This window comes from Streptomyces sp. NPDC056160 (assembly GCF_042268205.1).
GTDB lineage: Bacteria > Actinomycetota > Actinomycetes > Streptomycetales > Streptomycetaceae > Streptomyces.
The window spans coordinates 38,067-60,098 of the sequence record NZ_JBHJUW010000007.1 but is presented as its reverse complement, the minus strand read 5'-3'; the positions used below and the strand labels follow the sequence as shown (position 1 = coordinate 60,098).

18 protein-coding genes and 3 pseudogenes are annotated in these 22,032 nt (G+C 74.9%); 13 read left to right on the top strand and 8 right to left on the bottom strand.

Annotation, left to right across the window (positions count from 1 at the left end; all coding sequences use genetic code 11):
* Positions 1–478: 478 nt before the first annotated feature.
* A complete protein-coding gene (locus tag ACFC02_RS04245) occupies positions 479–1,720 on the top strand; it encodes an MFS transporter (RefSeq protein ID WP_376351916.1) in 1,242 nt (413 codons plus the stop codon).
* A gap of 251 nt (positions 1,721–1,971) precedes the next feature.
* On the opposite strand, the gene ACFC02_RS04240 is transcribed toward ACFC02_RS04245, so the two are convergent.
* Positions 1,972–2,607, bottom strand: coding sequence for a TIGR03085 family metal-binding protein (locus ACFC02_RS04240; protein WP_376351913.1), 636 nt, complete (start codon positions 2,605–2,607; stop codon positions 1,972–1,974).
* An 83-nt stretch (positions 2,608–2,690) separates the two neighbouring features.
* On the opposite strand from ACFC02_RS04240, the gene hisI reads away from it, so the two are divergent.
* The 11 genes from hisI to lgt all read left to right on the top strand — a co-directional run bounded on the left by hisI (position 2,691) and on the right by lgt (position 11,982).
* On the top strand, positions 2,691–3,113 hold the full coding sequence (gene hisI / locus ACFC02_RS04235) for a phosphoribosyl-AMP cyclohydrolase (RefSeq protein WP_376351910.1): 423 nt from the start codon (positions 2,691–2,693) through the stop codon (positions 3,111–3,113).
* 11 nt (positions 3,114–3,124) lie between these two features.
* Positions 3,125–4,624 carry an anthranilate synthase component I gene (locus ACFC02_RS04230; protein WP_376351907.1) on the top strand — a complete coding sequence of 500 codons (1,500 nt, stop codon included), beginning with the start codon at positions 3,125–3,127 and terminating at the stop codon, positions 4,622–4,624.
* Positions 4,625–4,708: 84 nt separating this feature from the next.
* Complete coding sequence (locus ACFC02_RS04225; protein WP_376351904.1) at positions 4,709–5,356, top strand: TIGR02234 family membrane protein; 648 nt, start codon at positions 4,709–4,711, stop codon at positions 5,354–5,356.
* 141 nt (positions 5,357–5,497) lie between these two features.
* Positions 5,498–5,746 carry an HGxxPAAW family protein gene (locus ACFC02_RS04220; RefSeq protein WP_376351901.1) on the top strand — a complete coding sequence of 83 codons (249 nt, stop codon included), beginning with the start codon at positions 5,498–5,500 and terminating at the stop codon, positions 5,744–5,746.
* Positions 5,747–5,907: 161 nt separating this feature from the next.
* On the top strand, positions 5,908–6,411 hold the full coding sequence (locus tag ACFC02_RS04215; protein WP_376351898.1) for a DUF2752 domain-containing protein: 504 nt from the start codon (positions 5,908–5,910) through the stop codon (positions 6,409–6,411).
* Between the two features lie 194 nt (positions 6,412–6,605).
* Positions 6,606–7,415 (top strand): indole-3-glycerol phosphate synthase TrpC, encoded by an 810-nt coding sequence (gene trpC / locus ACFC02_RS04210; protein ID WP_376351896.1) that lies wholly within the window; start codon positions 6,606–6,608, stop codon positions 7,413–7,415.
* A gap of 30 nt (positions 7,416–7,445) precedes the next feature.
* Positions 7,446–7,616: a tryptophan biosynthesis modulator TrpM gene (gene trpM, locus ACFC02_RS04205; RefSeq protein ID WP_360962852.1), complete on the top strand. Its 171-nt coding sequence runs from the start codon at positions 7,446–7,448 to the stop codon at positions 7,614–7,616.
* Positions 7,617–7,742: 126 nt separating this feature from the next.
* On the top strand, positions 7,743–9,026 hold the full coding sequence (gene trpB, locus ACFC02_RS04200) for a tryptophan synthase subunit beta (protein WP_376351891.1): 1,284 nt from the start codon (positions 7,743–7,745) through the stop codon (positions 9,024–9,026).
* A complete protein-coding gene (trpA, locus tag ACFC02_RS04195; protein WP_376351888.1) occupies positions 9,023–9,841 on the top strand; it encodes a tryptophan synthase subunit alpha in 819 nt (272 codons plus the stop codon). Before trpB ends, trpA begins: the two co-directional genes overlap by 4 nt.
* 111 nt (positions 9,842–9,952) lie before the next feature.
* Entirely contained in the window at positions 9,953–10,726 is a 774-nt protein-coding gene (locus ACFC02_RS04190) for a thioredoxin domain-containing protein (RefSeq protein WP_376351885.1), read from the top strand.
* A 161-nt stretch (positions 10,727–10,887) separates the two neighbouring features.
* Positions 10,888–11,982: a prolipoprotein diacylglyceryl transferase gene (lgt, locus tag ACFC02_RS04185; RefSeq protein WP_376351882.1), complete on the top strand. Its 1,095-nt coding sequence runs from the start codon at positions 10,888–10,890 to the stop codon at positions 11,980–11,982.
* Positions 11,983–12,048: 66 nt separating this feature from the next.
* Here lgt and ACFC02_RS04180 read toward each other — a convergent pair.
* The 7 genes and pseudogenes from ACFC02_RS04180 to ACFC02_RS04150 all read right to left on the bottom strand — a co-directional run.
* Positions 12,049–12,543 (bottom strand): annotated as a pseudogene (locus ACFC02_RS04180) (aldolase/citrate lyase family protein); the annotation flags it as partial.
* Positions 12,544–13,224: 681 nt separating this feature from the next.
* Positions 13,225–13,557: pseudogene (locus ACFC02_RS04175) on the bottom strand (aldolase/citrate lyase family protein); the annotation flags it as partial.
* Positions 13,554–14,924, bottom strand: a complete 1,371-nt coding sequence (locus ACFC02_RS04170; protein ID WP_376351879.1) for a CaiB/BaiF CoA transferase family protein — start codon at positions 14,922–14,924, stop codon at positions 13,554–13,556. The gene ACFC02_RS04170 and the pseudogene ACFC02_RS04175, both read right to left, overlap by 4 nt.
* The gene (locus tag ACFC02_RS04165; RefSeq protein WP_376351876.1) at positions 14,921–16,444 is read right to left on the bottom strand and encodes an ADP-ribosylglycohydrolase family protein; all 1,524 of its coding nucleotides are present in this window, start codon (positions 16,442–16,444) and stop codon (positions 14,921–14,923) included. Before ACFC02_RS04165 ends, ACFC02_RS04170 begins: the two co-directional genes overlap by 4 nt.
* Entirely contained in the window at positions 16,432–17,613 is a 1,182-nt protein-coding gene (locus tag ACFC02_RS04160; protein WP_376351873.1) for an ADP-ribosylglycohydrolase family protein, read from the bottom strand. Before ACFC02_RS04160 ends, ACFC02_RS04165 begins: the two co-directional genes overlap by 13 nt.
* A gap of 8 nt (positions 17,614–17,621) precedes the next feature.
* On the bottom strand, positions 17,622–18,743 hold the full coding sequence (locus tag ACFC02_RS04155) for an ADP-ribosylglycohydrolase family protein (protein ID WP_360962828.1): 1,122 nt from the start codon (positions 18,741–18,743) through the stop codon (positions 17,622–17,624).
* Between the two features lie 601 nt (positions 18,744–19,344).
* A pseudogene (locus ACFC02_RS04150) lies at positions 19,345–20,308 on the bottom strand (ADP-ribosylglycohydrolase family protein); the annotation flags it as partial.
* Positions 20,309–20,912: 604 nt separating this feature from the next.
* Between ACFC02_RS04150 and ACFC02_RS04145 the strand changes: the two are divergent.
* Positions 20,913–21,644 (top strand): VIT1/CCC1 transporter family protein, encoded by a 732-nt coding sequence (locus ACFC02_RS04145; protein ID WP_376351869.1) that lies wholly within the window; start codon positions 20,913–20,915, stop codon positions 21,642–21,644.
* The last annotated feature ends 388 nt before the right edge of the window (positions 21,645–22,032 follow it).

Sequence of the window (22,032 nt, the reverse complement as noted above, 5' to 3'; positions counted from 1 at the left end):
TGCGCCTCGTCCGCGTCGGGGTGTCCGGCGGTGGCCTCCGTGCCCGGCCCGCGTTGTGGATTCCGGCGCCTGACCTCCGGTCCGGTCCGGTCCGCTTCCGGCGACCGATGCCTGGCCTCTGCGCCGATCCCGCCTCCGGGGCCCGGTGGCCGGTGCCCGGTGGCTGGTGGCCGGCCCAGGGGGTCTGCCCGTCCTGGGGCTGCCGGTGTTCGGCGCTCGATCTCCGCGTACGGTCCGGCCCCGGGGCTCCTCTGTGGGGCCCGTTCCGGCGGGCGGTGCTCTGACCTCCGGGTCCGGCCTCCGCCCCGAGTACGGCCTCCGCCCTCAGCCCTGCTTTCCGCCCCGGCGTCCGGCCCTGTCGCGGCGGCCCGTGCCAGACCACTTTGCGTCCGGCCTCCCCCTCCTGCCCCGCCCCCGACGTCCGGCCCCGCTCCCGGCGTTCGGCGTCCGGCCATCGCGCCTGAGAGGACGTACCACCGTGACCACCACGCTTACGCCCGTGTCGGATCCGCCCGGCAGACCGGCCCACCGTGACCCCAATGTCCTGCGCTGGCTCGGCGGATACGCGTCGTCCGCGATCGGTGACAACGTCTACTACATCGCACTGTCCTGGGCGGCCGTCCAGTCCGGCACCCCCGCGCAGGCCGGACTCGTCACGGCGGCCAGCGCCCTGCCCCGCGCGCTGCTGATGCTGGGCGGGGGAGTGGTGGCCGACCGCTACGGGCCGCGCCGTGTCGTCCTCTCCAGCACCGCCGCGCGCAGCGCCCTCGTCCTGACCGCCGCCGTCCTGCTCCTCGTCACCAGCCCCGGCCTGTGGGTGCTGGGCGCGGTCGCCGTGCTCTTCGGTGTCGTCGACGCCGTCTTCCTGCCCGCCGCGGGCGCCCTGCCCGCGCGGATCACCGACCGCTCCCAGCTCGCCCGGGTCCAGGGCATGCGAGGCCTCGCCACCCGGCTCGCCAACGTCCTCGGCGGCCCCCTCGGCGGCATCGGCGTCGCCCTCGGCGGCACCGCGGGAGCGTTCGGCCTGGCCGCCCTCCTCGTGGGCATGTCCCTGCCGCTCCTGCTGACCGTCCGCGCCGGCCGGCCGGCCGATGACGACCGGGCCGGCAGGCCCGCGGTCCTCGGCGAACTGCGGGACGGACTGCGCCACATCCGGCAGGACCCCGTCCTGCGCCCCCTCGTCCTCGCCATCGCCCTCAGCGACCTCGGCTTCGTCGGACCCATGAACCTCGGGCTGACCCTGCTCGCCCAGCAGCGCCACTGGGGGTCGTCCGGCATGGGCTGGGTGCTCGCCGGCTTCGGCACCGGCGCAGGGGCGGCCTCGCTCCTGCTGACCTGGCGCGGCCGGGTGCCGCGTGCCGCAGTGGTGACCGCGGTCGCCAACCTGCTGTCCGCCGTGGCGGTCGCGGCGCTCGCGCAGGTGCCGTCCGTGCCGGCGGCGGCCGGCGTGGCCGTGCTCATCGGTGTGAGCGCCGGTCTCGCCGGGGCGCTGTGCGGAGCGCTGGTCCAGGCCAGGGCCGGCGCCGCCTACATCGGCCGGGTGACCTCGGTCTCCACCCTCGTCGGCTTCGGCGTCGCGCCGCTCACCTTCCCGCTGGTCGGCGCGGCCGTCGCCCTGTGGGGCACCGGGCCAGTGTTCGCGGGCTGCGCCGCGGTGAGCGGGCTCGCGGGACTCGTCGTCCTGGGAGTCCGTGACCTGCGCCGCGCCGAACTTCCGTGATTTCCCGGCTTCCTGACTCGCCGGCTCGCTGGCTTCCCGACTCCGGGGGGGGCCGTCGGCCCCGGGGCCCCGGGGCCCCGGGCCTGCGCCACGCGACCCCTCGGGTCCACGCCACGCCGACCACCTCTGCCGTCGGCCCGGGAACCGGCGGTCTCTGGTTCCTCACCTGAGGGCTGACCGGCCGCGCCCCCGCCCTGGGGCGAACCGCCCCAGCCCCGTCCCCGGAGACCGACCTAGGGCCCGGCCCCGGGTCAGAACCCCAGCTGCTTCGTCTCCGACACCTTCGCGATCGCGTCCTGCTCGCCCTCCAGCTCCACCCGCGCCGCGTTCTGCCGGCCGAAGGCGAACAGCAGCAGCTCCGCGGGTTCGCCGGTCGCCGTGACCACGGGTGTGCCGCGGTGGGCGACGGCCGTCTCGCCGTTCGGGCGGCGCAGTACCAGGCCCGTCGGGATGCCCCGGCCCAGCAGCCGCGCGGTCCGCTCCAGCCGTGACCACAGAGCCTCCTGGAAGACCGGGTCCAGCTCGCGCGGCGACCAGTCCGGCTGGGCCCGGCGGACGTCCTCCGCGTGCACGTAGAACTCGACGGTGTTGGCCGCCTCGTCGACCTGCTTGAGCTGGAAGGGTGAAAAACGCGGCGGGCCGGTCCTGATCAGCTGGATCAGCTCCTCGTACGGCTTCGCGGCGTACTCCTCCAGGACCTTCTCCAGCCGGGACGCCAGCGGCTTGATCAGCGCGCCCCCCGCCGCGTCCGGGCGCCGCTCGCGCACCACCACGTGCGCGGCGAGGTCACGGGTGCGCCAGCCCTCGCAGAGGGTGGGCGCCTCCGGGCCGGCGGTCTCCAAGAGGTCGGCGAGCAGGAGCCGTTCACGCTTGGCAAAGGTCGACATGGCCTCAGCCTACGACTCCACGGCAGGTCCGCCCACCGGACGGCCGCCCCCGGTCGCCGGCCGCGCGCGGCACAATGGCACCCATGACCAGCACGCCCGGCACCCCCCGGCCCAGCAGCCTCGACCCCGAGATCGCCGCACGCCTCAAGCGCGACGCCGACGGACTCGTCCCCGCCATCGCCCAGCAGTACGACACCGGCGAGGTACTCATGCTCGGCTGGATGGACGACGAGGCGCTGCACCGCACGCTGACCACGGGCCGCTGCACCTACTGGTCGCGCAGCCGCCAGGAGTACTGGGTCAAGGGCGACACCTCCGGGCACGTCCAGCGGGTCAGGTCCGTCGCGCTCGACTGCGACGCCGACACCGTGCTGGTCAAGGTCGACCAGGCCGGCGCCGCCTGCCACACCGGTGACCGCACGTGCTTCGACGCCGACGTCCTGGCCGGGGCCGAGGACGCCGGCGGCGACCGTGCCCGCTCCGGCGCCGCCGCCGCGGATCAGTAGGGTCGGCCGCCATGGACCTCGAGACCTTCCGCAAACTGGCCGGCGACCGCCGCGTCATCCCGGTCACCCGCAAGCTCCTCGCCGACGGCGACACCCCCGTCGCGCTCTACCGCAAACTCGCCGCCGAGCGTCCCGGCACGTTCCTGCTGGAGTCCGCCGAGAACGGGCGCACCGCGTTCCAGTGGTCTCGCTACTCCTTCATCGGCGTCCGCAGCTCGGCCACCCTCACCGAGCAGGACGGCCGCACCCACTGGCTGGGCACCCCGCCGGTCGGCGTCCCCGTCGAGGGCGACCCGCTCGCCGCCCTGCGGGCCACCGTCGAGGCCCTGCACACCCCCCGCGACCTCGCCCACGACCTGGGACTGCCGCCCTTCACCGGCGGCATGGTCGGCTACCTCGGCTACGACATCGTGCGCCGCCTGGAGAAGATCGGCCCCGGCGAGCGGGACGATCTGAAGCTCCCCGAGCTGACCATGCTGCTCACCTCCGACCTCGCCGTCCTCGACCACTGGGACGGCACGGTGCTGCTGATCGCCAACGCGATCAACCACAACGACCTCGACACCGGCGTGGACGAGGCCCACGCGGACGCCGTCGCCCGGCTCGACGCGATGGAGGCCGACCTGTCCCGGCCCGTCGCCCAGCCCCCGGCCGCCCTCCCGCCCTCCGAACTGCCCGAGTACACCGCCCTGTGGGGCGGCGCCGACTTCCGGGCGGCCGTCGAGGACGTCAAGGAGCGCATCCGCGCGGGGGAGGCGTTCCAGGTCGTCCCCTCCCAGCGCTTCGAGACGCCGTGCTCGGCGAGTGCGCTGGACGTCTACCGGGTGCTGCGGGCCACCAACCCGTCGCCGTACATGTACCTGTTCCGCTTCGACGGCTTCGACGTCGTGGGCTCCTCGCCCGAGGCGCTGGTGAAGGTCGAGGACGGGCGGGCCATGGTCCACCCCATCGCCGGCACCCGGCCCCGCGGCGCCACCCCGCAGGAGGACCAGAACCTCGCCGACGAACTCCTCGCCGACCCCAAGGAGCGCGCCGAGCACCTGATGCTCGTCGACCTCGGCCGCAACGACCTGGGCCGGGTCTGCGAGCCGGGCTCCGTCGAGGTCGTCGACTTCATGTCCGTCGAGCGGTACTCGCACGTCATGCACATCGTCTCGACGGTCACCGGCCGCGTCACCGCCGGCCGCAGCGCCTTCGACGTGCTGACCGCCTGCTTCCCGGCGGGCACCCTGTCCGGCGCGCCGAAGCCCCGCGCGATGCAGATCATCGACGAACTGGAGCCGTCGCGGCGCGGGTTGTACGGCGGCTGCGTCGGCTACCTCGACTTCGCCGGCGACTCCGACACCGCCATCGCCATCCGCACCGCGCTGCTGCGCGACGGCACCGCCTACGTCCAGGCGGGCGCGGGCATCGTCGCCGACTCCGACCCGGTGGCCGAGGACACCGAGTGCCGCAACAAGGCCGCCGCGGTGCTGCGGGCGGTGCACACCGCCAACCGGCTGGCCCCGTAGGCCGACTGCGGCAAGCGGGCGGGCGGCGGATGGGGTGCATCTCACGGAACCCCGGGTGACGGTCCGCCCGTCCCGCAGGCGATAGTGGAGTACGTGACTGCCGTACCTCACCCCCGTCCCGAAGCCGCCGCCCCCGCCCGGTCCGGCCGCCGCAGCCTCGCCGTCGCCCTGCTGTGCGGCGCGCTCGGCGCGGCCGTCGCGCTGCTGGCCTCCCGGCAGCGCTGGGCGGAGGGCACCGCGTCGGTGGCCGGCGGCGCCTTCCCGCTGACCGCCAAGGGCAGCGAGGTCACGGGCGTGCCCGCGGCGCTCGCCATAGTGGGCCTGGCCGCCCTCGTCGCCGTCTTCGCCGTGCGCCGATCCGGCCGGCTGCTGGTCGCAGCCCTCCTCGCGCTCTCCGGCGCGGGCACCGCCGCCGCGGCGCTCGCCGGCGGGTCCGACGGCAAGGTGCTCGACGGCAAGGCCGCGCAGGCCTCCGGCGACACCGCCGCCACCGCCGCCTCGCTCAGCCACACCGGCTGGCCCTACGTCGCCGCCGCGGGCGGGGTGCTCCTCCTGCTCGCCGGGCTGCTGGCCCTGCGCTACGGCCGCCTGTGGCCCGCGATGTCCGGCCGCTACGAGCGCGCGGGGGCACCCCGCCCCCGCGCGCCCAAGCCCCTCGACCCCGACCGCCCGGAGGACCTGTGGAAGGCCCTGGACCGCGGTGAGGACCCGACGGGCACCGGCCCGGCCTGAGCGCCGCCCGGCGAACTCCGCCTTCCCGATGTGGTGAAACGGGTGCGCGATGAGCCACCCCCGCTCACGTCCCGTGCACGCGTACGGGACAATGGAACCGAGCGTCCGGCTCAGAAACGTACAAGCAACGAGGAGCAAGTCATGGCGGGCAGCAGCCACGGTCACACCCCGGCCGCCTGGACCGGTGTCATCATCGCCTTCATCGGTTTCCTGGTCTCGGGCGCCTTCATGGTGATGGCCCAGCCGGTCGGCTTCTGGGTCGGCATGGGTGTCGTGCTGCTCGGCGGTGTCGTCGGCGGCATCATGCGCATGATGGGCATGGGCCAGAAGAACGAGCACCCGGTGCACCAGGTCGCCGCCAAGGGCGCGCCGGCCGGCGCCAAGGGCTGACACCGCCGCGGCGGACCCGTACGACACGACGTGGAGGGGCGGCCCGGCGCCGCCCCTCACGCGTCGCACCGGCCCTTCGGAGCCCTCCGAGGGCCGTGCCGCCCGCACACAGTGGGCCGCGGGCACCGCTCCTCGCGCGCACGCGCCGCGTTGCGGGCAGAATGCCAGGGGTGAACGCCGACAGTCAGCGGGTGGTGCAGGGGCGGACGCCCCTTCCCCGGCCCCGGTGTGCGCCCGAGGGCCGACCGCGGCCGGAAGGGGGGACCAGGGCCGTGCTCGGGCGGCTCGTCGTCCCCGGCGCGGTCCTCGCGGCCGTCGCCGGAGCCTTCGCGTACGTCGGGGCGGTGGACCCCAACCAGCCCGGCCACTACCCGGCCTGCCCCCTGCTGCGCTGCACCGGCCTGTACTGCCCCGGCTGCGGCGGGCTGCGCAGCGCCCACGCCTTCGTCCACGGCGACCTGCTCACGGCCCTGCGGGACAACGCGCCGGCCGTCGCCGGCTACCTGGCCTTCGCCGTGCTGTGGGCCCTCTGGGCGGTCCGCTCGATCCGCGGGCGGCCCCTGCGGATCGAGCCGCGCCCCGTACACCTGTGGACGCTGGGCATCCTGTTCGCGGCCTTCGCGGTTGTCCGGAACCTGCCCTTCGGCGGCTGGCTCCACCCTTGATCGTCCGGTGTCTGTCCAGGTAATGGGACCGAGGTCGGCCGGATGCGAGGCCTCGCCCCTCCTGCGGATACCATCGCAGTGACCACCGGTTCCGCCCGCTTGATCCGCCAGATCCGCCCGATCCGCCTCAAGCGGTCCGCCGGAGGCCGCTCGATCCGCTGGAACATCCCACCGTCTGGAAGGGGGCCGCTCGCGTGAGTGTGCTCGACGAGATCATCGACGGAGTCCGTGCCGACCTTTCGGAGCGGCAGGCGCGCGTCAGCCTCGACGAGCTCAAGGAGCGCGCGGCGAAGGCGCCGGCCGCCAAGGACGGGGTGGCCGCCCTGCGCGGCGACGGCGTCAAGGTCATCTGCGAGGTCAAGCGCTCCAGCCCGTCCAAGGGTGCGCTGGCCGCGATCGCCGACCCGGCCGCACTCGCCGCCGACTACGAGGCCGGCGGCGCCTCCGTGATCTCGGTCCTGACCGAGCAGCGGCGCTTCGGCGGCTCGCTCGCCGACCTGGAGGCCGTCCGCGCCCGCGTGGACATCCCGGTGCTGCGCAAGGACTTCATCGTCACGTCGTACCAGCTGTGGGAGGCCCGCGCCTACGGTGCCGACCTCGCCCTGCTGATCGTCGCCGCCCTCGACCAGCCGGCCCTGGAGTCGCTGATCGAGCGTGCCGTGTCCATCGGCCTCACCCCGCTCGTCGAGGTCCACGACGAGGAAGAGGTCGAACGCGCGGTCGACGCCGGCGCCAAGGTGATCGGCGTCAACGCCCGCAACCTGAAGACCCTCGAGGTCGACCGCGACACCTTCGAGCAGATCGCCCCGGAGATCCCCGCCCACATCGTCAAGGTCGCCGAGTCCGGCGTCCGCGGCCCGCACGACCTGATCGCCTACGCCAACGCCGGCGCCGACGCGGTCCTGGTCGGCGAGTCGCTGGTCACCGGCCGCGATCCGAAGACCGCCGTCGCCGACCTGGTGGCCGCCGGGACCCACCCGGCGCTGCGCCACGGGCGCGACTGAGCCGCTGGTCGAGCCGGTAGAATCGCCCCGATGACGCTTGTGACCACCGTGCCGACCACGGACCGGTACGCCCGCCTGGCGCGCGGCTGCCGGCCCCGTGGCTGCCGCGCGCCCGCCCGCCGGGTGCACGGCCGCCGGGTGCGGTACGTCATCGGTGACGAACCGGGCCAGGTCAACGGCATGCGATGGCAGCGCCCCTGAAGGGGCGCGGGGAACTGCGCGAGCGACCGCATCCGGCCCGCGGCCGGGAGTAGACCGCGCACGGGAGTGAACCCCCGCCCCCACGGCGAACAGTGTTCTTCCACGCACTCACCGTGAGGTTCTGGCATGCCCAGCGATTTCTTCTTCCCCGACCCGGAGGGTCACGTCCCCGACGCCGAGGGCTACTTCGGCGCCTACGGCGGCAAGTTCATCCCGGAGGCGCTCGTCGCCGCCGTGGACGAGGTCGCCGTCGAGTACGACAAGGCCAAGGCCGACCCCGCCTTCGCCCGCGAGCTGGACGACCTGCTCGTCCACTACACCGGTCGGCCCAGCGCCCTGACCGAGGTGCCCCGCTTCGCCGAGCACGCCGGCGGCGCCCGGGTGTTCCTCAAGCGCGAGGACCTGAACCACACCGGCTCCCACAAGATCAACAACGTGCTCGGCCAGGCGCTTCTCACCAAGCGCATGGGCAAGACCCGCGTCATCGCCGAGACCGGCGCCGGCCAGCACGGCGTGGCCACGGCCACCGCCTGCGCCCTGTTCGGCCTGGAGTGCACGATCTACATGGGCGAGATCGACACCCGGCGCCAGGCGCTGAACGTCGCCCGGATGCGCATGCTCGGCGCCGAGGTCGTGGCCGTGAAGTCCGGCAGCCGCACCCTGAAGGACGCCATCAACGAGGCGTTCCGCGACTGGGTCGCCAACGTCGACCGCACCCACTACCTGTTCGGCACCGTCGCGGGCCCCCACCCGTTCCCCGCCATGGTGCGCGACTTCCACCGGGTCATCGGCGTCGAGGCCCGCCGGCAGCTCCTGGAGCGCGCCGGACGGCTGCCCGACGCCGCGATCGCCTGCGTCGGCGGCGGCTCCAACGCCATCGGCCTCTTCCACGCCTTCATCCCCGACGAGGACGTCCGCCTGATCGGCTGCGAACCCGCCGGGCACGGCGTGGAGAGCGGCGAGCACGCGGCGACCCTGACCGCGGGCGAGCCCGGCGTCCTGCACGGCTCCCGCTCCTACGTCCTCCAGGACGACGAGGGCCAGATCACCGAGCCGTACTCCATCTCGGCCGGCCTGGACTACCCGGGCATCGGCCCCGAGCACTCCTACCTCAAGGACTCGGGCCGCGGCGAGTACCGCGCGGTCACCGACGACGCGGCCATGCAGGCCCTGCGCCTGCTGTCGCGCACCGAGGGCATCATCCCGGCCATCGAGAGCGCCCACGCGCTGGCCGGCGCGCTGGAGGTCGGCCGCGAGCTGGGTCCGGACGGGCTGCTCGTGGTCAACCTCTCCGGGCGCGGCGACAAGGACATGGACACCGCCGCCCGCTACTTCGGCCTGTACGACACCGACGCCGAGGTGGCCGCCGACGCGGCCGACACCGCCGAGATCGAGGGGGACGCCAAGTGAGCGGCGCCATCCAGCTTCTGTCGGACACCCTCGCCGCCGCCAAGGCAGAGGGCCGCTCGGCGCTCATCGCCTACCTCCCGGCCGGGTTCCCCACCGTGGACGGCGGCATCGAGGCGATCAAGGCCGTCTTCGACGGCGGCGCGGACGTCGTCGAGGTGGGCCTGCCGCACAGCGACCCGGTCCTCGACGGGCCGGTCATCCAGACCGCGGACGACATCGCGCTGCGCGGCGGGGTCCGGATCGCCGACGTGATGCGCACCGTCCGCGAGGCCCACGCGGCCACCGGCAAGCCGGTCCTGGTCATGACCTACTGGAACCCCATCGACCGCTACGGCGTCGAGCGGTTCACCGCCGAGCTGGCCGAGGCGGGCGGCGCCGGGTGCATCCTGCCCGACCTGCCCGTCCAGGAGTCCGCCCTGTGGCGCGAGCACGCCGACAAGCACGGCCTGGCGACCGTCTTCGTCGTGGCGCCCAGCAGCAAGGACGAGCGGCTGGCCGAGATCACCGCGGCCGGTTCCGGCTTCGTCTACGCCGCCTCCCTGATGGGTGTCACCGGCACCCGCGAGTCGGTGGGCGCCCAGGCCCAGGACCTGGTGGAACGCACCCGCGCCACCGGCACAGACCTGCCCGTCTGCGTCGGCCTCGGGGTCTCCACCCCGGCCCAGGCCGCCGAGGTCGCCGGCTTCGCCGACGGCGTGATCGTCGGCTCGGCGTTCGTCAAGCGGATGCTGGACGCCCCGGACGCCGCCGCCGGTGTCGAGGCCGTCCGGACGCTGGCGGGCGAACTGGCCCGCGGGGTGCGCGGACAGGCATAGCCCGACAGGCCCCGACAGGCATCGTCGGACACAGCAGGACATTCGGTCACCCGAACGGGTGGACCTGGGACCGGGGAGGCGCAATGCGCCTCCCCGGTTCGTTCTGGGGGTGTGAGCGAGAAGAACCATGACGGAAAGCGCACCGCCCGAGAGCGTATGGCGGTCGAACGCGAGAAGCAGAAGGCCTCGGAGCGGCGCCGGCGCACGCTGATCGTGGCCACCAGTGTGGTCTGCGTGCTGGCCCTGGCGACGGTGATCGGCGTGCTCGCCGCGAACTCCGGCAAGAAGAAGAGCACCAGCGCGGGCCCGGTCGCAGCACCCTCGGGTGCGCAGGGCAAGGACAGTCTCGCGATCCCGGTCGGCCAGGACGGCGCCAGGTCGACGCTCACCGTGTGGGAGGACTTCCGCTGCCCGGCCTGCCAGGCCTTCGAGGCGGCGTACCGGCCGACCGTCCACGAGCTGACCGCCGCCGGCAAGCTCAAAGTCGAGTACCACCTGGCACGGCTGATCGACGGCAACCTCGGCGGCAGCGGGTCGCTGCGCGCCGCCAACGCCGCGGCCTGCGCCCAGGACGCCGGCAAGTTCCCCGCCTACCACGACGTGCTCTACGGCAACCAGCCCAAGGAGACGGACGACGCCTTCGCGGACAACGCCAAGCTGATCCAGCTGGCCCGCAAGGTGCCGGGCCTGGACACCCCGGCCTTCCAGAGCTGCGTCAAGAACGGCACGCACGACAGCTGGGTCGACAAGTCCAACCAGGCCTTCCAGGCCGCCGGCTTCTCGGGCACCCCGACGGTCCTGCTGAACGGCAAGAACATCATCCAGGACCGTTCGATGACCCCGGCCAAGTTCAAGCAACTGGTGGAAGCGGCCGACAAGGGATGAGGGACGGGCGAGGGGGGATGAGGGGCAAGGGACGAGTAAGGTGCTGGTAAGGGGCGCGTGTGCCGGCGGGTGTCACCGCCCCCGGGCGAGGGCCCGTTATGGACCCGTATCCGGGATGCTCGTCCTGGGCCCGCTCCGGCTGCGGTAGCGTCGACCCTGCCATGGAACTTGCCTACATTCCCAGCCCGTCGCACGGAGTGGTGTACCTCGGTCCCATTCCACTGCGCGGCTACGCGTTCTGCATCATCATCGGCGTCTTCGTCGCCGTCTGGCTCGGCAACAAGCGCTGGGTCGCCCGCGGCGGCCGGGCCGGCACGGTGGCCGACATCGCGGTCTGGGCCGTGCCGTTCGGCCTGGTGGGCGGCCGGCTCTACCACGTGATCACGGACTACGAGCTGTACTTCAGCGACGGCCGTGACTGGGTGGACGCCTTCAAGGTGTGGCAGGGCGGTCTCGGCATCTGGGGCGCGATCGCGCTCGGCGCGCTGGGCGCCTGGATCGGTGCCCGGCGCCGGGGCGTCCCGATGCCCGCCTACGCGGACGCGGTCGCCCCGGGCATCGCCTTCGCGCAGGCCATCGGCCGCTGGGGCAACTGGTTCAACCAGGAGCTGTACGGGCGGGAGACGCACGTTCCCTGGGCGCTGCACATCACCTCGTCGGCGGACGGCCGGGTGCCGGGGTACTACCACCCGACCTTCCTCTACGAGTCCCTGTGGTGCGTCGGCGTCGGCGTCCTGGTCATCTGGGCCGACCGCCGCTTCAAGCTGGGCCACGGCCGGGCGTTCGCCCTGTACGTGGCGGCGTACTGCGTGGGCCGCGGCTGGATCGAGTACATGCGGGTGGACGACGCCCACCACATCCTCGGCCTGCGTCTGAACGACTGGACGGCCCTCGTGGTCTTCCTGCTCGCGGTGGCCTACATCTGGGTCTCGTCGAAGAAGCGGCCGGGCCGGGAGGTCCAGGTCGAGCGGGGCATGCCCGCCGTCGGTGAGGGGACCGAGCAGGACGGGGCGGAGGCGGAGACGGAGGCGTCGGAAGGCAAGTCCGCTGCCGACCCCGCGGACGCGGCGCCGCAGCCGCCCGCCGCGGGCAGGGCGAGCGACGCCAAGGTGAGCGACGCCAAGGTGAGCGTCACCAAGGCGAGTGCGACCGAGGCCGCCGACGCGAAGGATGCCGACACCGCTGCCGCCGCCGAGGACGATGCCTCGGATGCGGCCGGTGTGAAGGACGAGGCGGGTTCGGCCAAGAAGGGCTGACCGCCGACGGTCGTACGTGCATGGAGGGCGCCCCCGGAAGCGGGGGCGCCCTCTTCGCGTGCCGGGTCAGTACCTGCGGGCCAGCGCCAGGGTCCGTCGTGCCGCCGCGACCACCGCCGCGTCGATGAACCGGCCGTCGGCCAGGGCCTGCGCGCCCCGGTCCATGGTGGCCGCCTTGACGACCGTCTCCGCTTCCTCCAGTTCGCGGTCGGTCGGCAGGTAGGCGCGTTCGATGATGGGCAGTTGCCGGGGATGGATGGCCGCCCGGCCGAGGAAGCCCAGGGCGCGTCCGTGCGCGCAGGAGGCCGCCAGGCCCTCCAGGTCCCGGATGTCGGGGTGGACGGACTGGGCGGGCGGGGCGAGCCCCGCCGCGCGGGCGGCGACGACGACCCGCGCACGGCACCAGTCGAGGCCGGTGTCCTGGCGCACCCCGAGGTCGGCGCGGAGATCGGCCTCGCCGATCGAGACGCCCCGCAAGGACGGGTGCGCGGAGGCGATGACGTACGCCTGTTCGACGGCCAGGGCGTTCTCCAGCAGGGCGTACAGCGGGGGCCCGGTCCCGTGGGCCGCGTCGCCCTCGAGGACGGAGAGGACCCCGGCGGACGTTCCCGGCCCCTCGCCCCCGGCACACCGGCACCGCGCCGGGCCGCGCTCCCGGTCCACGGCGCACGAGCACCCCGCGGAGCCGCGCTCCCGGCCCGCCGCGCCAGGCCACCCTGCGGAGCCCCGCTCCCGGCCCGCCGCGCACGGGCACCCGGCCGCCCCCGGCTCCTCGGCCGCGCCCGCCATACCCGCCACACACCGGCAGTCCGCCGGCGCGCGCCCTCGGTCCGCCGCACACCGGCACCCCGCCGTCTCCGGCTCCTCGCCCGCCCCGCATCGGCAGTCCGCCCGGCCATGCCCTCTGCCCGCCGCGGACCGGCCACCCGCCGCCCCTGGCCACCCGCCCGCGTCACACCGGTATTCCGCCGTTCCGCGCCCTCCGTCCGCCGCACACCGGTACTCCGCCGTTCCGCGTCCCCCGTCCGCCGCACACCAGCACCCCGCCGCCCCGCGTCGCCCGCCCGCCGCGCACCGGCAGTCACGGGCGGCGCCGTGCTTTCCGTCGGCCGCCGCCGAGTGGCAGCCCCCGCCGCCCTCCGGGGCCTGATCGTCCCCGTCTGCTCCGGACCGTTCCCCGGCCCCGCCGCCCGCGTACCCCCGGTACCCGCCCCCCTGCGGGAGCCGTGGCTCCCCGGCCTCCGTCAGTTCGGCGATCCGAATCACCTGCTCGGCCGACGTCACCTTCGGCAGCCGCAGTCCGGCGAGGCCCGGCCGGGGAGCCACGGCCGCGAGGTCGGCGGCCACCAGAGGACCGTCGAGGGCGTTGACGCGCACATGGACGGGGACCGGCGGCGGTTCCGTCAGGAGTTCGGCGGTGGCGGCGCGGGCGTACTCCTTGCGGTCCGGGGCGACCGCGTCCTCCAGGTCGATCACGACCACGTCCGCACCGGAGGCGAGGGCCTTGATCACGACGTGCGGGCGGTCGCCCGGGACGTAGAGCCAGGTGAGCGGGAAGGGGGCGGTGGCCGTCACAGGGCGCCCTCCGCGCGCAGCGCCGCCACTTCCTGCGCGGTGAGGCCCAGCTCGGTCAGCACCGCCTCGGTGTCCGCGCCGTGCGGGCGGCCGGCCCAGCGGATCGCGCCCGGAGTGGCGGAGAGCCGGAAGAGGACGTTCTGCATCCGCATCCGGCCCAGCTCCGGGTCGTACAACGTGGTGAGCGTGCCCAGCGCCTGGTACTGCGGGTCGGCCACCACGTCCCGGACGTCCTGGATCGGGGCGACGGCCGCCTGGGCCTTCTCGAAGGCGGCGATGACCTCGGTGCGGGTGTGCCGGGCGATCCAGCCGCCGACCGCCTCGTCGAGGACGTCCGCGTGGGCAGCGCGCCCGGCGCCGGTCGCGAACCACGGCTCGTCGATCAGCTCCGCACGCCCCACCAGCCGCAGCACCCGCTCGGCCACCGACTGCGCCGAGGCCGACACGGCGAGCCAGGTGCCGTCGGCGGTGCGGTAGGTGTTGCGTGGGGCGTTGTTCTGCGTGCGGTTGCCGGTGCGGGGCTGGACGTAGCCGAGCTGGTCGTACCAGAGGGGCTGCGGCCCGAGGACGGTCAGGATGGGCTCGATGATCGCCATGTCGACGATCTGCCCCTCGCCGGTGCGTTCCCGGGCGGCGAGGGCGGTCATCACGGCGTACGCGGTGGCCAGGCCCGCGATCGAGTCGGCGAGCCCGAACGGGGGCAGGGTCGGCGGGGCGTCCGGCTCGCCGGTGATCGCCGCGAAGCCGCTCATCGCCTCCGCCAGAGTGCCGAAGCCGGGCCGGGACGCGTACGGGCCGAACTGGCCGAAGCCGGTGACCCGGGCGAGCACCAGGCGCGGGTTGGCCGCGGAGAGTTCCGGCCAGCCCAGTTCCCACCGCTCCAGGGTGCCGGGGCGGAAGTTCTCCACGATCACGTCGGCGCTCGCGGCGAGCCGCAGCAGGGTCGCGCGGCCGCCGGGGCGGGACAGGTCGAGGGTGATGGCGCGCTTGTTGCGGCCGAGGAGCTTCCACCACAGGCCGACGCCGTTCTTGGCCGGGCCGTGGCCCCGGGCGGGATCGGGCCTGGTCGGGTGCTCGACCTTGATGACCTCGGCACCGAAGTCGCCGAGCATCATGGCGGCGATCGGCCCGGCGAAGAGGGTGGCGAGGTCCAGGACCCGCAGCCCGGCGAGCGGCGGTGCCGTGTCCCGCGGGTGCGGGTCAGGAGCCTGCGGGTCGCAAGTCTGCGGATCGGACGCCTCCGGGGCGCAAGCTCGCGCATCGGAAGCTCGCGGGGCGCAAGCCTGTGGATCGGAGGGCTGCGGATCGGAGGGCTGCGGGTCGGAGGGCTGCGGGTCGGGGGCGGGGCCGTGCGCGTGCGGCGTCATGGGCGGGACGCCTCCTGGTGGGTGAGCCGGGCCAGGGTGTCGAAGCCGACGCCGTCGAAGTCGCCGACGGAGGTGGCGAGCCGGTTCTTGAGCGGTGCCGTCCAGCGGTCGGGGAGCGCCGCGGGCGAGCCGGCGAGGAGGCCGGCGACGGAGCCGGCCGTGGCACCGTTGGAGTCGGTGTCCCACCCGCCGGAGACGACCCGGCAGATGGAGCCGGTGAAGTCGCCGTCGGCGTGGGTGAGGGCGGCGGCGATCAGGGCGGTGTTCGGGACGGCGTGCACCCAGTGCAGGCCGGCGTGGACGGCGTGCAGTTCGTCCACGACCGTGTCGAAGTCCTCGTGCGCGGCGGCCAGTCGGACGGCGTGCCGGACCGCGCGGGCGAGCCGGGAGCCGGGCGGCACGACCCTCAGCCCGGTGGCCAGGCAGGCGTGCACGTCGTGGGCGCCGCTCGCCGCGGCGGCGATCACGGCGGCGGCGAACATGGCGGCGTAGACGCCGTTGGCGGTGTGGGTGAGGACGGCGTCCCGGTGCACCTGCTCGGCGGCGGCGGCCGGGTCGCCCGGGTTGGTCCAGCCGTGCACGTCGGCGCGGATGAGGGCGCCGATCCACTCGCGGAACGGGTTGCGGTGACGGGCGGTGCGCGGGGGGTCGATGCCGAGCAGCAGGTTGCGGTAGGCGACGCGTTCGGCGGTGAAGGTGCGACCCGCGGGGAGTTCGTCCAGCCACAGGCGGGCGAGGTCGGCGGTGGTGAAGCCCCTGCCGTGGCGGCGCAGGAGGAGCAGGCCCAGCAGGGGGTGGTCGAGGTCGTCGTCCTCGGGCATGCCGTCGATGTTCTCGGCCAGACTGGTGGCCGCCGAGCGGCGGTTCCAGGGGTGGGCCGCGGCCAGGTCGTCGGGCACGCCCCGGGCGGTGAACCAGGTGGTGAGCGGCCAGTTCCCGGTGGCCCGCGCGAGGTTGCGGATGCCGTCGAGGGGGATCTTCTCCACGGGTTTGCCCAGCAGGCAGCCCGCGGCCCGGCCCAGCCAGGCGGCTTCGAGGCGGTCCGGGCCGGGCGCGGCCGGACGGACGCCGGTTCGGGGCTGCTGGGCCGGGCGATCGCCGCTTCGGGGCTGCTGGGTCGGACGGTCGCCGGTTCGGGGCTGCTGGGTCGGACGGTCGCCGGTTAGGGCCTCCCGGACTGGGCTGTCGCCGGTTCGGGCCTGCCGGGGCGGACCGTCGCCGGTTACCGGCCCCCGGATCGGCCAGTCCGGGCACAGGGCCCGGATCGCGGCCAGGTCGGTGGGCTCCGCCTCCGCGAGCCGGCTCGGCAGTTCGGCCAGTTCGTCCAGGAGGTCCTCGGCCAGCAGGCGCAGGTAGCGCGAGGCCGGTTGCGGTGAGGCACCCGAGCGGGCCGGGGCCTCGGGACCGCCCGCGGCCCGCCACCGGGCGGCGACGGCGCCGGGCTCCCGGCCGTCCTGCACCGCCTGGCGCAACTCGTGGCCCAGCAGGTCCTCGGGCTGGACCCAGGTCAGTCGGAGCATCCCGGACCTCCCATCGAGGCGAACGCCCGCTCGTGCGCCCGCCGCCGCCGTACGTCCTTCTCGAAGACCTCCCGCGCCACCGCGGCCAGCGCGCGCGCCGGCTCCCACAGGTCGAGACGGCTGGCCTCCGCCACCGTCTTCGCCCACTCCCGCGGAACCGGCGAGCCCAGCGCCCCCGCCAGGGCCCCGGCCATCGTCGCGATGGAGTCGCAGTCCCGGCCGTAGTTCACCGCGCCGAGGACGGCCCGCCGGAAGTCGCCGCCCGCCACCAGCAGCATGCCCAGCGCGACGGGCAGTTCCTCGATCGCGTGCAGCCGGGACGGGCGGCGGGCACCCAGGGAGGGGCTGCGGTAGTCGGGGCCCACCGTGTCGTACGGTGCGACCGCCGCCCGCAGCGGCGCCAGCGCCGACTCGAAGTCCGTATGACCGCGGGCCACTTCGCACACGTCCTCGATCGCCGCCCGGGTGCCGTCCTTCGCCAGGGTCAGACAGGCCGTCACGACCGAGTCGGGCGTGGCCCCCGGCGCGCAGGCCGCCGCCACCCCGGCCGCGAACACGCCCGCCGCCTCCCGGCCGTACGACGACTGGTGGGCGCCCGCGATGTCCAGCGCCTCCGCGTACGCGGACCGCGGATCGGCCGCGTTGACCAGGCCGACCGGGGCCATGTACATCGCGGCACCGCAGTTGACGATGTTGCCGGTGCCCGCCTCCCGCGGGTCCACGTGCCCGTAGTGCAGGCGCGTCACGAGCCACTTCTCCGCCAGGAAGACGCGGTGCAGCGGCAGCGCCTCCGCCTCCAGCTCCGGGATCCAGCGCGGGGTGGTCATCAGGTCGGGGACGAGGCGCTCGGCGACGGCGTAGGCGTCGAGGTGGTCGCGGACCTGCGCGTACACCCGTACCAGCGCGTGCGTCATGAGGGTGTCGTCGGTGACGTGGCCGTCGCCCTTGTGGTACGGCGCGATCGGGCGGGCGGTGCGCCACTCGTCGCCGTGCCAGGGACCGACGACGCCGTGGACCCGGCCGCCGTGGCGCTCCGCGATCTGGTCGGGGGAGTAACCCTCGACGGGGCCGCCGAGGGCGTCGCCGACGGCCGCGCCGACGAGGGCGCCGGCGATCCGCTCGTCCAGACCCGCACCCGGGCTGGTGGTTTCTTCTCCTGTGGGCGTCATGCCCCGAATCATCCTCCTGGCGGGGCCGGTTGTGCGGCTTCCAGGAGTCCGGCGAGTTCCACGAGGTCGGTGCCGGTGAGGCGGGGCAGGACGCAGCCGGACAGGGTGCGGCACGCGTCCCGCCAGGAGAGGGGGATCGCCTCGCCGCCGCCCAGGGCGCCGGTGAGCGCACCCGTGAGGGCGGGGGCGGAGTCGGCGACCCGGGACAGGCAGGCGGCGGCGGGCAGCGCCTGTGCGATGCGGCCGTCCGCCGCCGTGGCCAGGGCGAGCGCCACCGGTACGGTCTCGGCGGCGGCGACGCCGTAGCTGTAGACGTGGTCGACGATCTGGTGCTCCAGCAGCGGCACCAGCGCGAACGCGTCCTCGCCGTCCGCCGTCAGCGTCAGCGCGTGCCGCGCGTTGCGGCCGATCTCCGTGCCCTCGGGGAGTTCGGTCAGCGCGGCTGCGACGCAGGCCTCGACCCCGGCGCCGGCGAGGGCCAGGGCGAGTGCCGCGGCCATCGCGCGGGCCCCGTGCACGCCGTCGCCGTCCTGGGTGTAGCGGGCGTCGAACTCGGCGAGGTCGGCGGCGGCCCGGGGATCGCCCGGGTGGGCCACGGCCAGGGCGCAGGCCCGTACACAGGCGGCGTCGTCGAAGTAGTGCGGGTTGTCGTGGCCGGTGGCGGGGGGCCGCAGGCCGGTGGCGAGGTTGCCGAGGCCCGCCCGGACGGAGATGCGGGCGCGCAGCGGCAGCACCGCGGACTCGATCTCGGCGGCGCGTTCGGCCGCCGCCGCGACCTCGCTCGCCACGGCGTTCCAGGTGAGGTCGATCGCGGCCCGCACCCGCCGCTCCCGGCTGAGGTCGCCGAGCGCGTCGTCGTCGCCGGCCCGCAGGACCGCCTCGGCCGCGAACACCGCCCACTCCGCGTCGTCGGAGGGGCCGAGGCGCAGCGGCTCGGGGGACTGGTTCAGGGCGACGGGGACGGGCAGCGTGGTGGTCGCGTTCTCCTCTGCGAAGGTGTCCAGCTCGCGGGTGAGCCGCCGGGTCCACTCCGGCAGGCGGGCGGCCCGGTGCCGCGCGGCCGGCCATCCGGCGGCGTCCCCCGCCGCCAGCCCCAGCAACAGGCCTTCCACCCGTCGCCGCCCGCTCACCGCCCGGCCTCGCCCTCGTCGGAGGCGAGGACGCGGGCGGCGCCCCCGGGGTCGTGAGCGGCCGGATCGGGCAGGGGTCCCCCGGCCGCCCGTGCCTCGCCGCGGGGGTGCGCGGGCACGCCGATGCCTACGGGGGAGCAGGCGTCGGGGCACACCGGAGTGGCCGCCGCTGCAGCCGCCGCTGTGGCAGTGGCGGGGGCCGGTCCGGGAAGGACCGGGCCCGGATGCCGACGCGGGCCGGCGGGCCCGGCCTGACCGGTTACCGGGGAGCCGGGGCGCCCGGCGGAGACGGGCCGCTCGGGAGCGCACGGGCCCTCGGCGGCGGGGGTGTGCACGGAGGTGGTCGTCGACGGGGCGATGGGTGTGGTGGGGGGTGGGGGAGTGGGTGTGTCGCCTCGTACGAGCCTGGCCGGGGTGGAGTGGAGGGCGGTGGCGGGGGTGTCTGCCGCGGTGGTGATCGCGGGGGTGTGCGCGGAGGTGGTCATTGGCAGGGCGATGGGTGTGGTGCGGGGTGGGGAGGCGGGCGCGTCGGACCGTACGGGAATGGTCGCGGCCGGGGGGAGGGGAGTGGCCGGGTTCTCGCTCGCCCGCGCTCGGGCCAGCAGCAGGTCGGCCATCTCCAGCACGTGCCGGCCGGCCACCGAGGGCAGGCAGCTGCCCCGGGCCGGGCCGATGGCCGCCGCCCACTGGCCGGGGATGGCGGCAACGCCGTGGGTCGCGCCGGCCAGGGCGCCCGCGACCGCGGCCGTGGTGTCGGCGTCGCGGCCCATGTTGACGGCCGTCAGGACGGCCTCCCGGAAGTCCCCGTCGGCGGCGGCGTACGCGCCGAAGGCGAGGGCGACCGCCTCGGGGGCCAGGTCGGACCAGGGGTAGCCGGCGATGACGACGGCGGAGCGTACGGCGCGCTCGCCGCGGTGGGCGGCCGCCGTGGCCCGGCGCAGCGAGCGGGCCGTCCAGGAGTCGTCCGGTACGACGGCGAGCGCGGCGGCCACGACCGCGACCGGCGGTGCGCCCGCCACGGCCGCCGCGACCCCGGCCGCCACGGCCCGGCCGCCGTGGATGCCCTCGCCCTCATGGCTGACCGAGCCGTCGACGGCGACCAGGCGTGCCGCTTCGGCGGGGCGGCCGGCGGCGAACACCCCGAAGGGCGCCGCCCGCATGGCGAGCCCGTCGCTCCAGGCGTGCCGGTGTTGCGCGGTATCCGGCGCGGCCAGGCCCCGGCGGAGGTTCTCCAGGGTGCCGCGCTCACTGAACCCGGCGCCCCGGAAGGGGCTCTCGGCGCGCGTGGCGATGTGCTCGTGCCAGGCCGCCTCCACGTGGGCGGGGGTGAGCGCGGCGCCGTGCCGGGCGAGCAGCAGGCCGGAGAAGAGGGCGTACTCGGTGTCGTCGGTGCCGGCCGGGCGGTCGGTGACGTAACCGGTGACGCGGCCCCAGCGGGCGCGGATCTCGGAGGGCCGCAGGTTCTCCGCGGGCGCGCCGAGGGCGTCTCCCACGGCGAGGCCCAGCAGCGCGCCGCGCGCGCGGTCACGGAGGCGGGCGGGCGCGCCGCCGGTGGTCGATGCCATCGCGGGCTCTCCTCTCCAGGGCGCCGACAGGGCGCTGGTCCCAGCGGACCCCAGCAGGTCTCAGCGGCGGGCCTCAGCAGGTCCGGGCGGAACCCGGCAGGTCCCGGCGGACCCCACCGGACCCGGTCCCGGCAGGTCCCGGCGGACCCCACCGGTCCCGGTCCCGGAAGGCCCCGGCCGGGGCCGGGGGGGGGGGGCCCCGGCCGGCCTCGGCAGGTTCCAGCAGTGCTCGTGCGCCATCAGGTCCAAGCGGACTCCGCAGGTCCACGTGACCTCACGGGGCCCGAACGGACGTCGTGGGGCCCAACGGACCTCATGGGGCCCGAGCGGAACCCATCGGCCCCACGCGGAGCCCAGCAGATCCGGCAGACCCCTTCTGCGGAACTGTCCCCGGTCGCGGCCCCCAGACAGCCTCAACCGCCCCAGCATCACCCATACGACATCTGTGCATGCACATGCACGAATGAGCAAAGAACGGTAAAGCCCCAGGTTAGCCCAGCCTTTCCTTGCTGGCGGCAACGAAATTAACGGCGTAGGTTCGGTGTTGTCGAAAAGTAGAACCAGTCCAAAAGCAAGCCTTGCCTAAGCTCTCTGGGGGACTCCCATGGCCATCCTCGACACCGAAGCGACGCTGCACGAGGCGCACCGCGACAACCACACCCACCGTGACGTGAACGGTGGCTGGCTGCGCCCGGCGGTCTTCGGCGCGATGGACGGCCTGGTCTCCAACCTCGCTCTGATGACCGGTGTCGCCGGCGGCGCGGTGAGCCGGGAGGCCATCGTCCTCACCGGCCTGGCCGGTCTGGCCGCCGGCGCCTTCTCCATGGCCGCCGGCGAGTACACCTCCGTGGCCTCCCAGCGCGAGCTGGTCGAGGCCGAGCTGGACGTCGAGCGGCGCGAGCTGAGGAAGCACCCGCAGGACGAGGAGGACGAGCTGGCCGCCCTGTACGTCGCACGGGGCGTCCAGCCCGAGCTGGCGCGGGAGGTGGCCCGCCAGCTGTCCGAGGACCCGGAGCAGGCCCTGGAGATCCACGCCCGCGAGGAGCTGGGCATCGACCCCGGCGACCTGCCGTCGCCGCTGGTCGCGGCGGTGTCGTCATTCGGTTCGTTCGCGCTCGGCGCGCTGCTGCCGCTGCTGCCCTACCTGCTGGGGGCCGCTGCACTGTGGCCGGCCGTGCTGCTCGCCCTGTTCGGGCTGTTCGCCTGCGGTGCGGTGGTGGCCAAGGTGACCGCGCGCAGCTGGTGGTACAGCGGTTTGCGGCAGCTTGTCCTGGGTGGTGCCGCCGCCGGTGTGACGTACGCCCTGGGCACCCTGTTCGGAACGGCCGTAGGATGACGTCACTGGAACTTATGCATGGCATCGCATAAGTAGCCGTTACCCGCTGGTTTCGACCGCGTGAACGCGGGGCATGAGCCGTAAGCACTGTGAGCAATGAGGCCCGCAGTGCACCCCCTGGGGCGAGTGGCGACGCCGCCCACCCCGCCTTCCGGGCCCGGCCGAGGACCAGGGATCCGAACGATCCCCGTCCGCGCCGGCCCCCACGACAGACCTCCACGACACACCTCCGCCGCCGGGCGCGGAAACCCCCGCCGCCGACCCCGCGGTGTCCGCATGCTGGAACGGAGTATCCGGTTCCCGAGATCCGCCCCATCATGTAACCTGCACCAAATTTCGCACTTCACGCAGAGGGCCAACGTCGTCCCTCGGCACCAGCACATGCCAG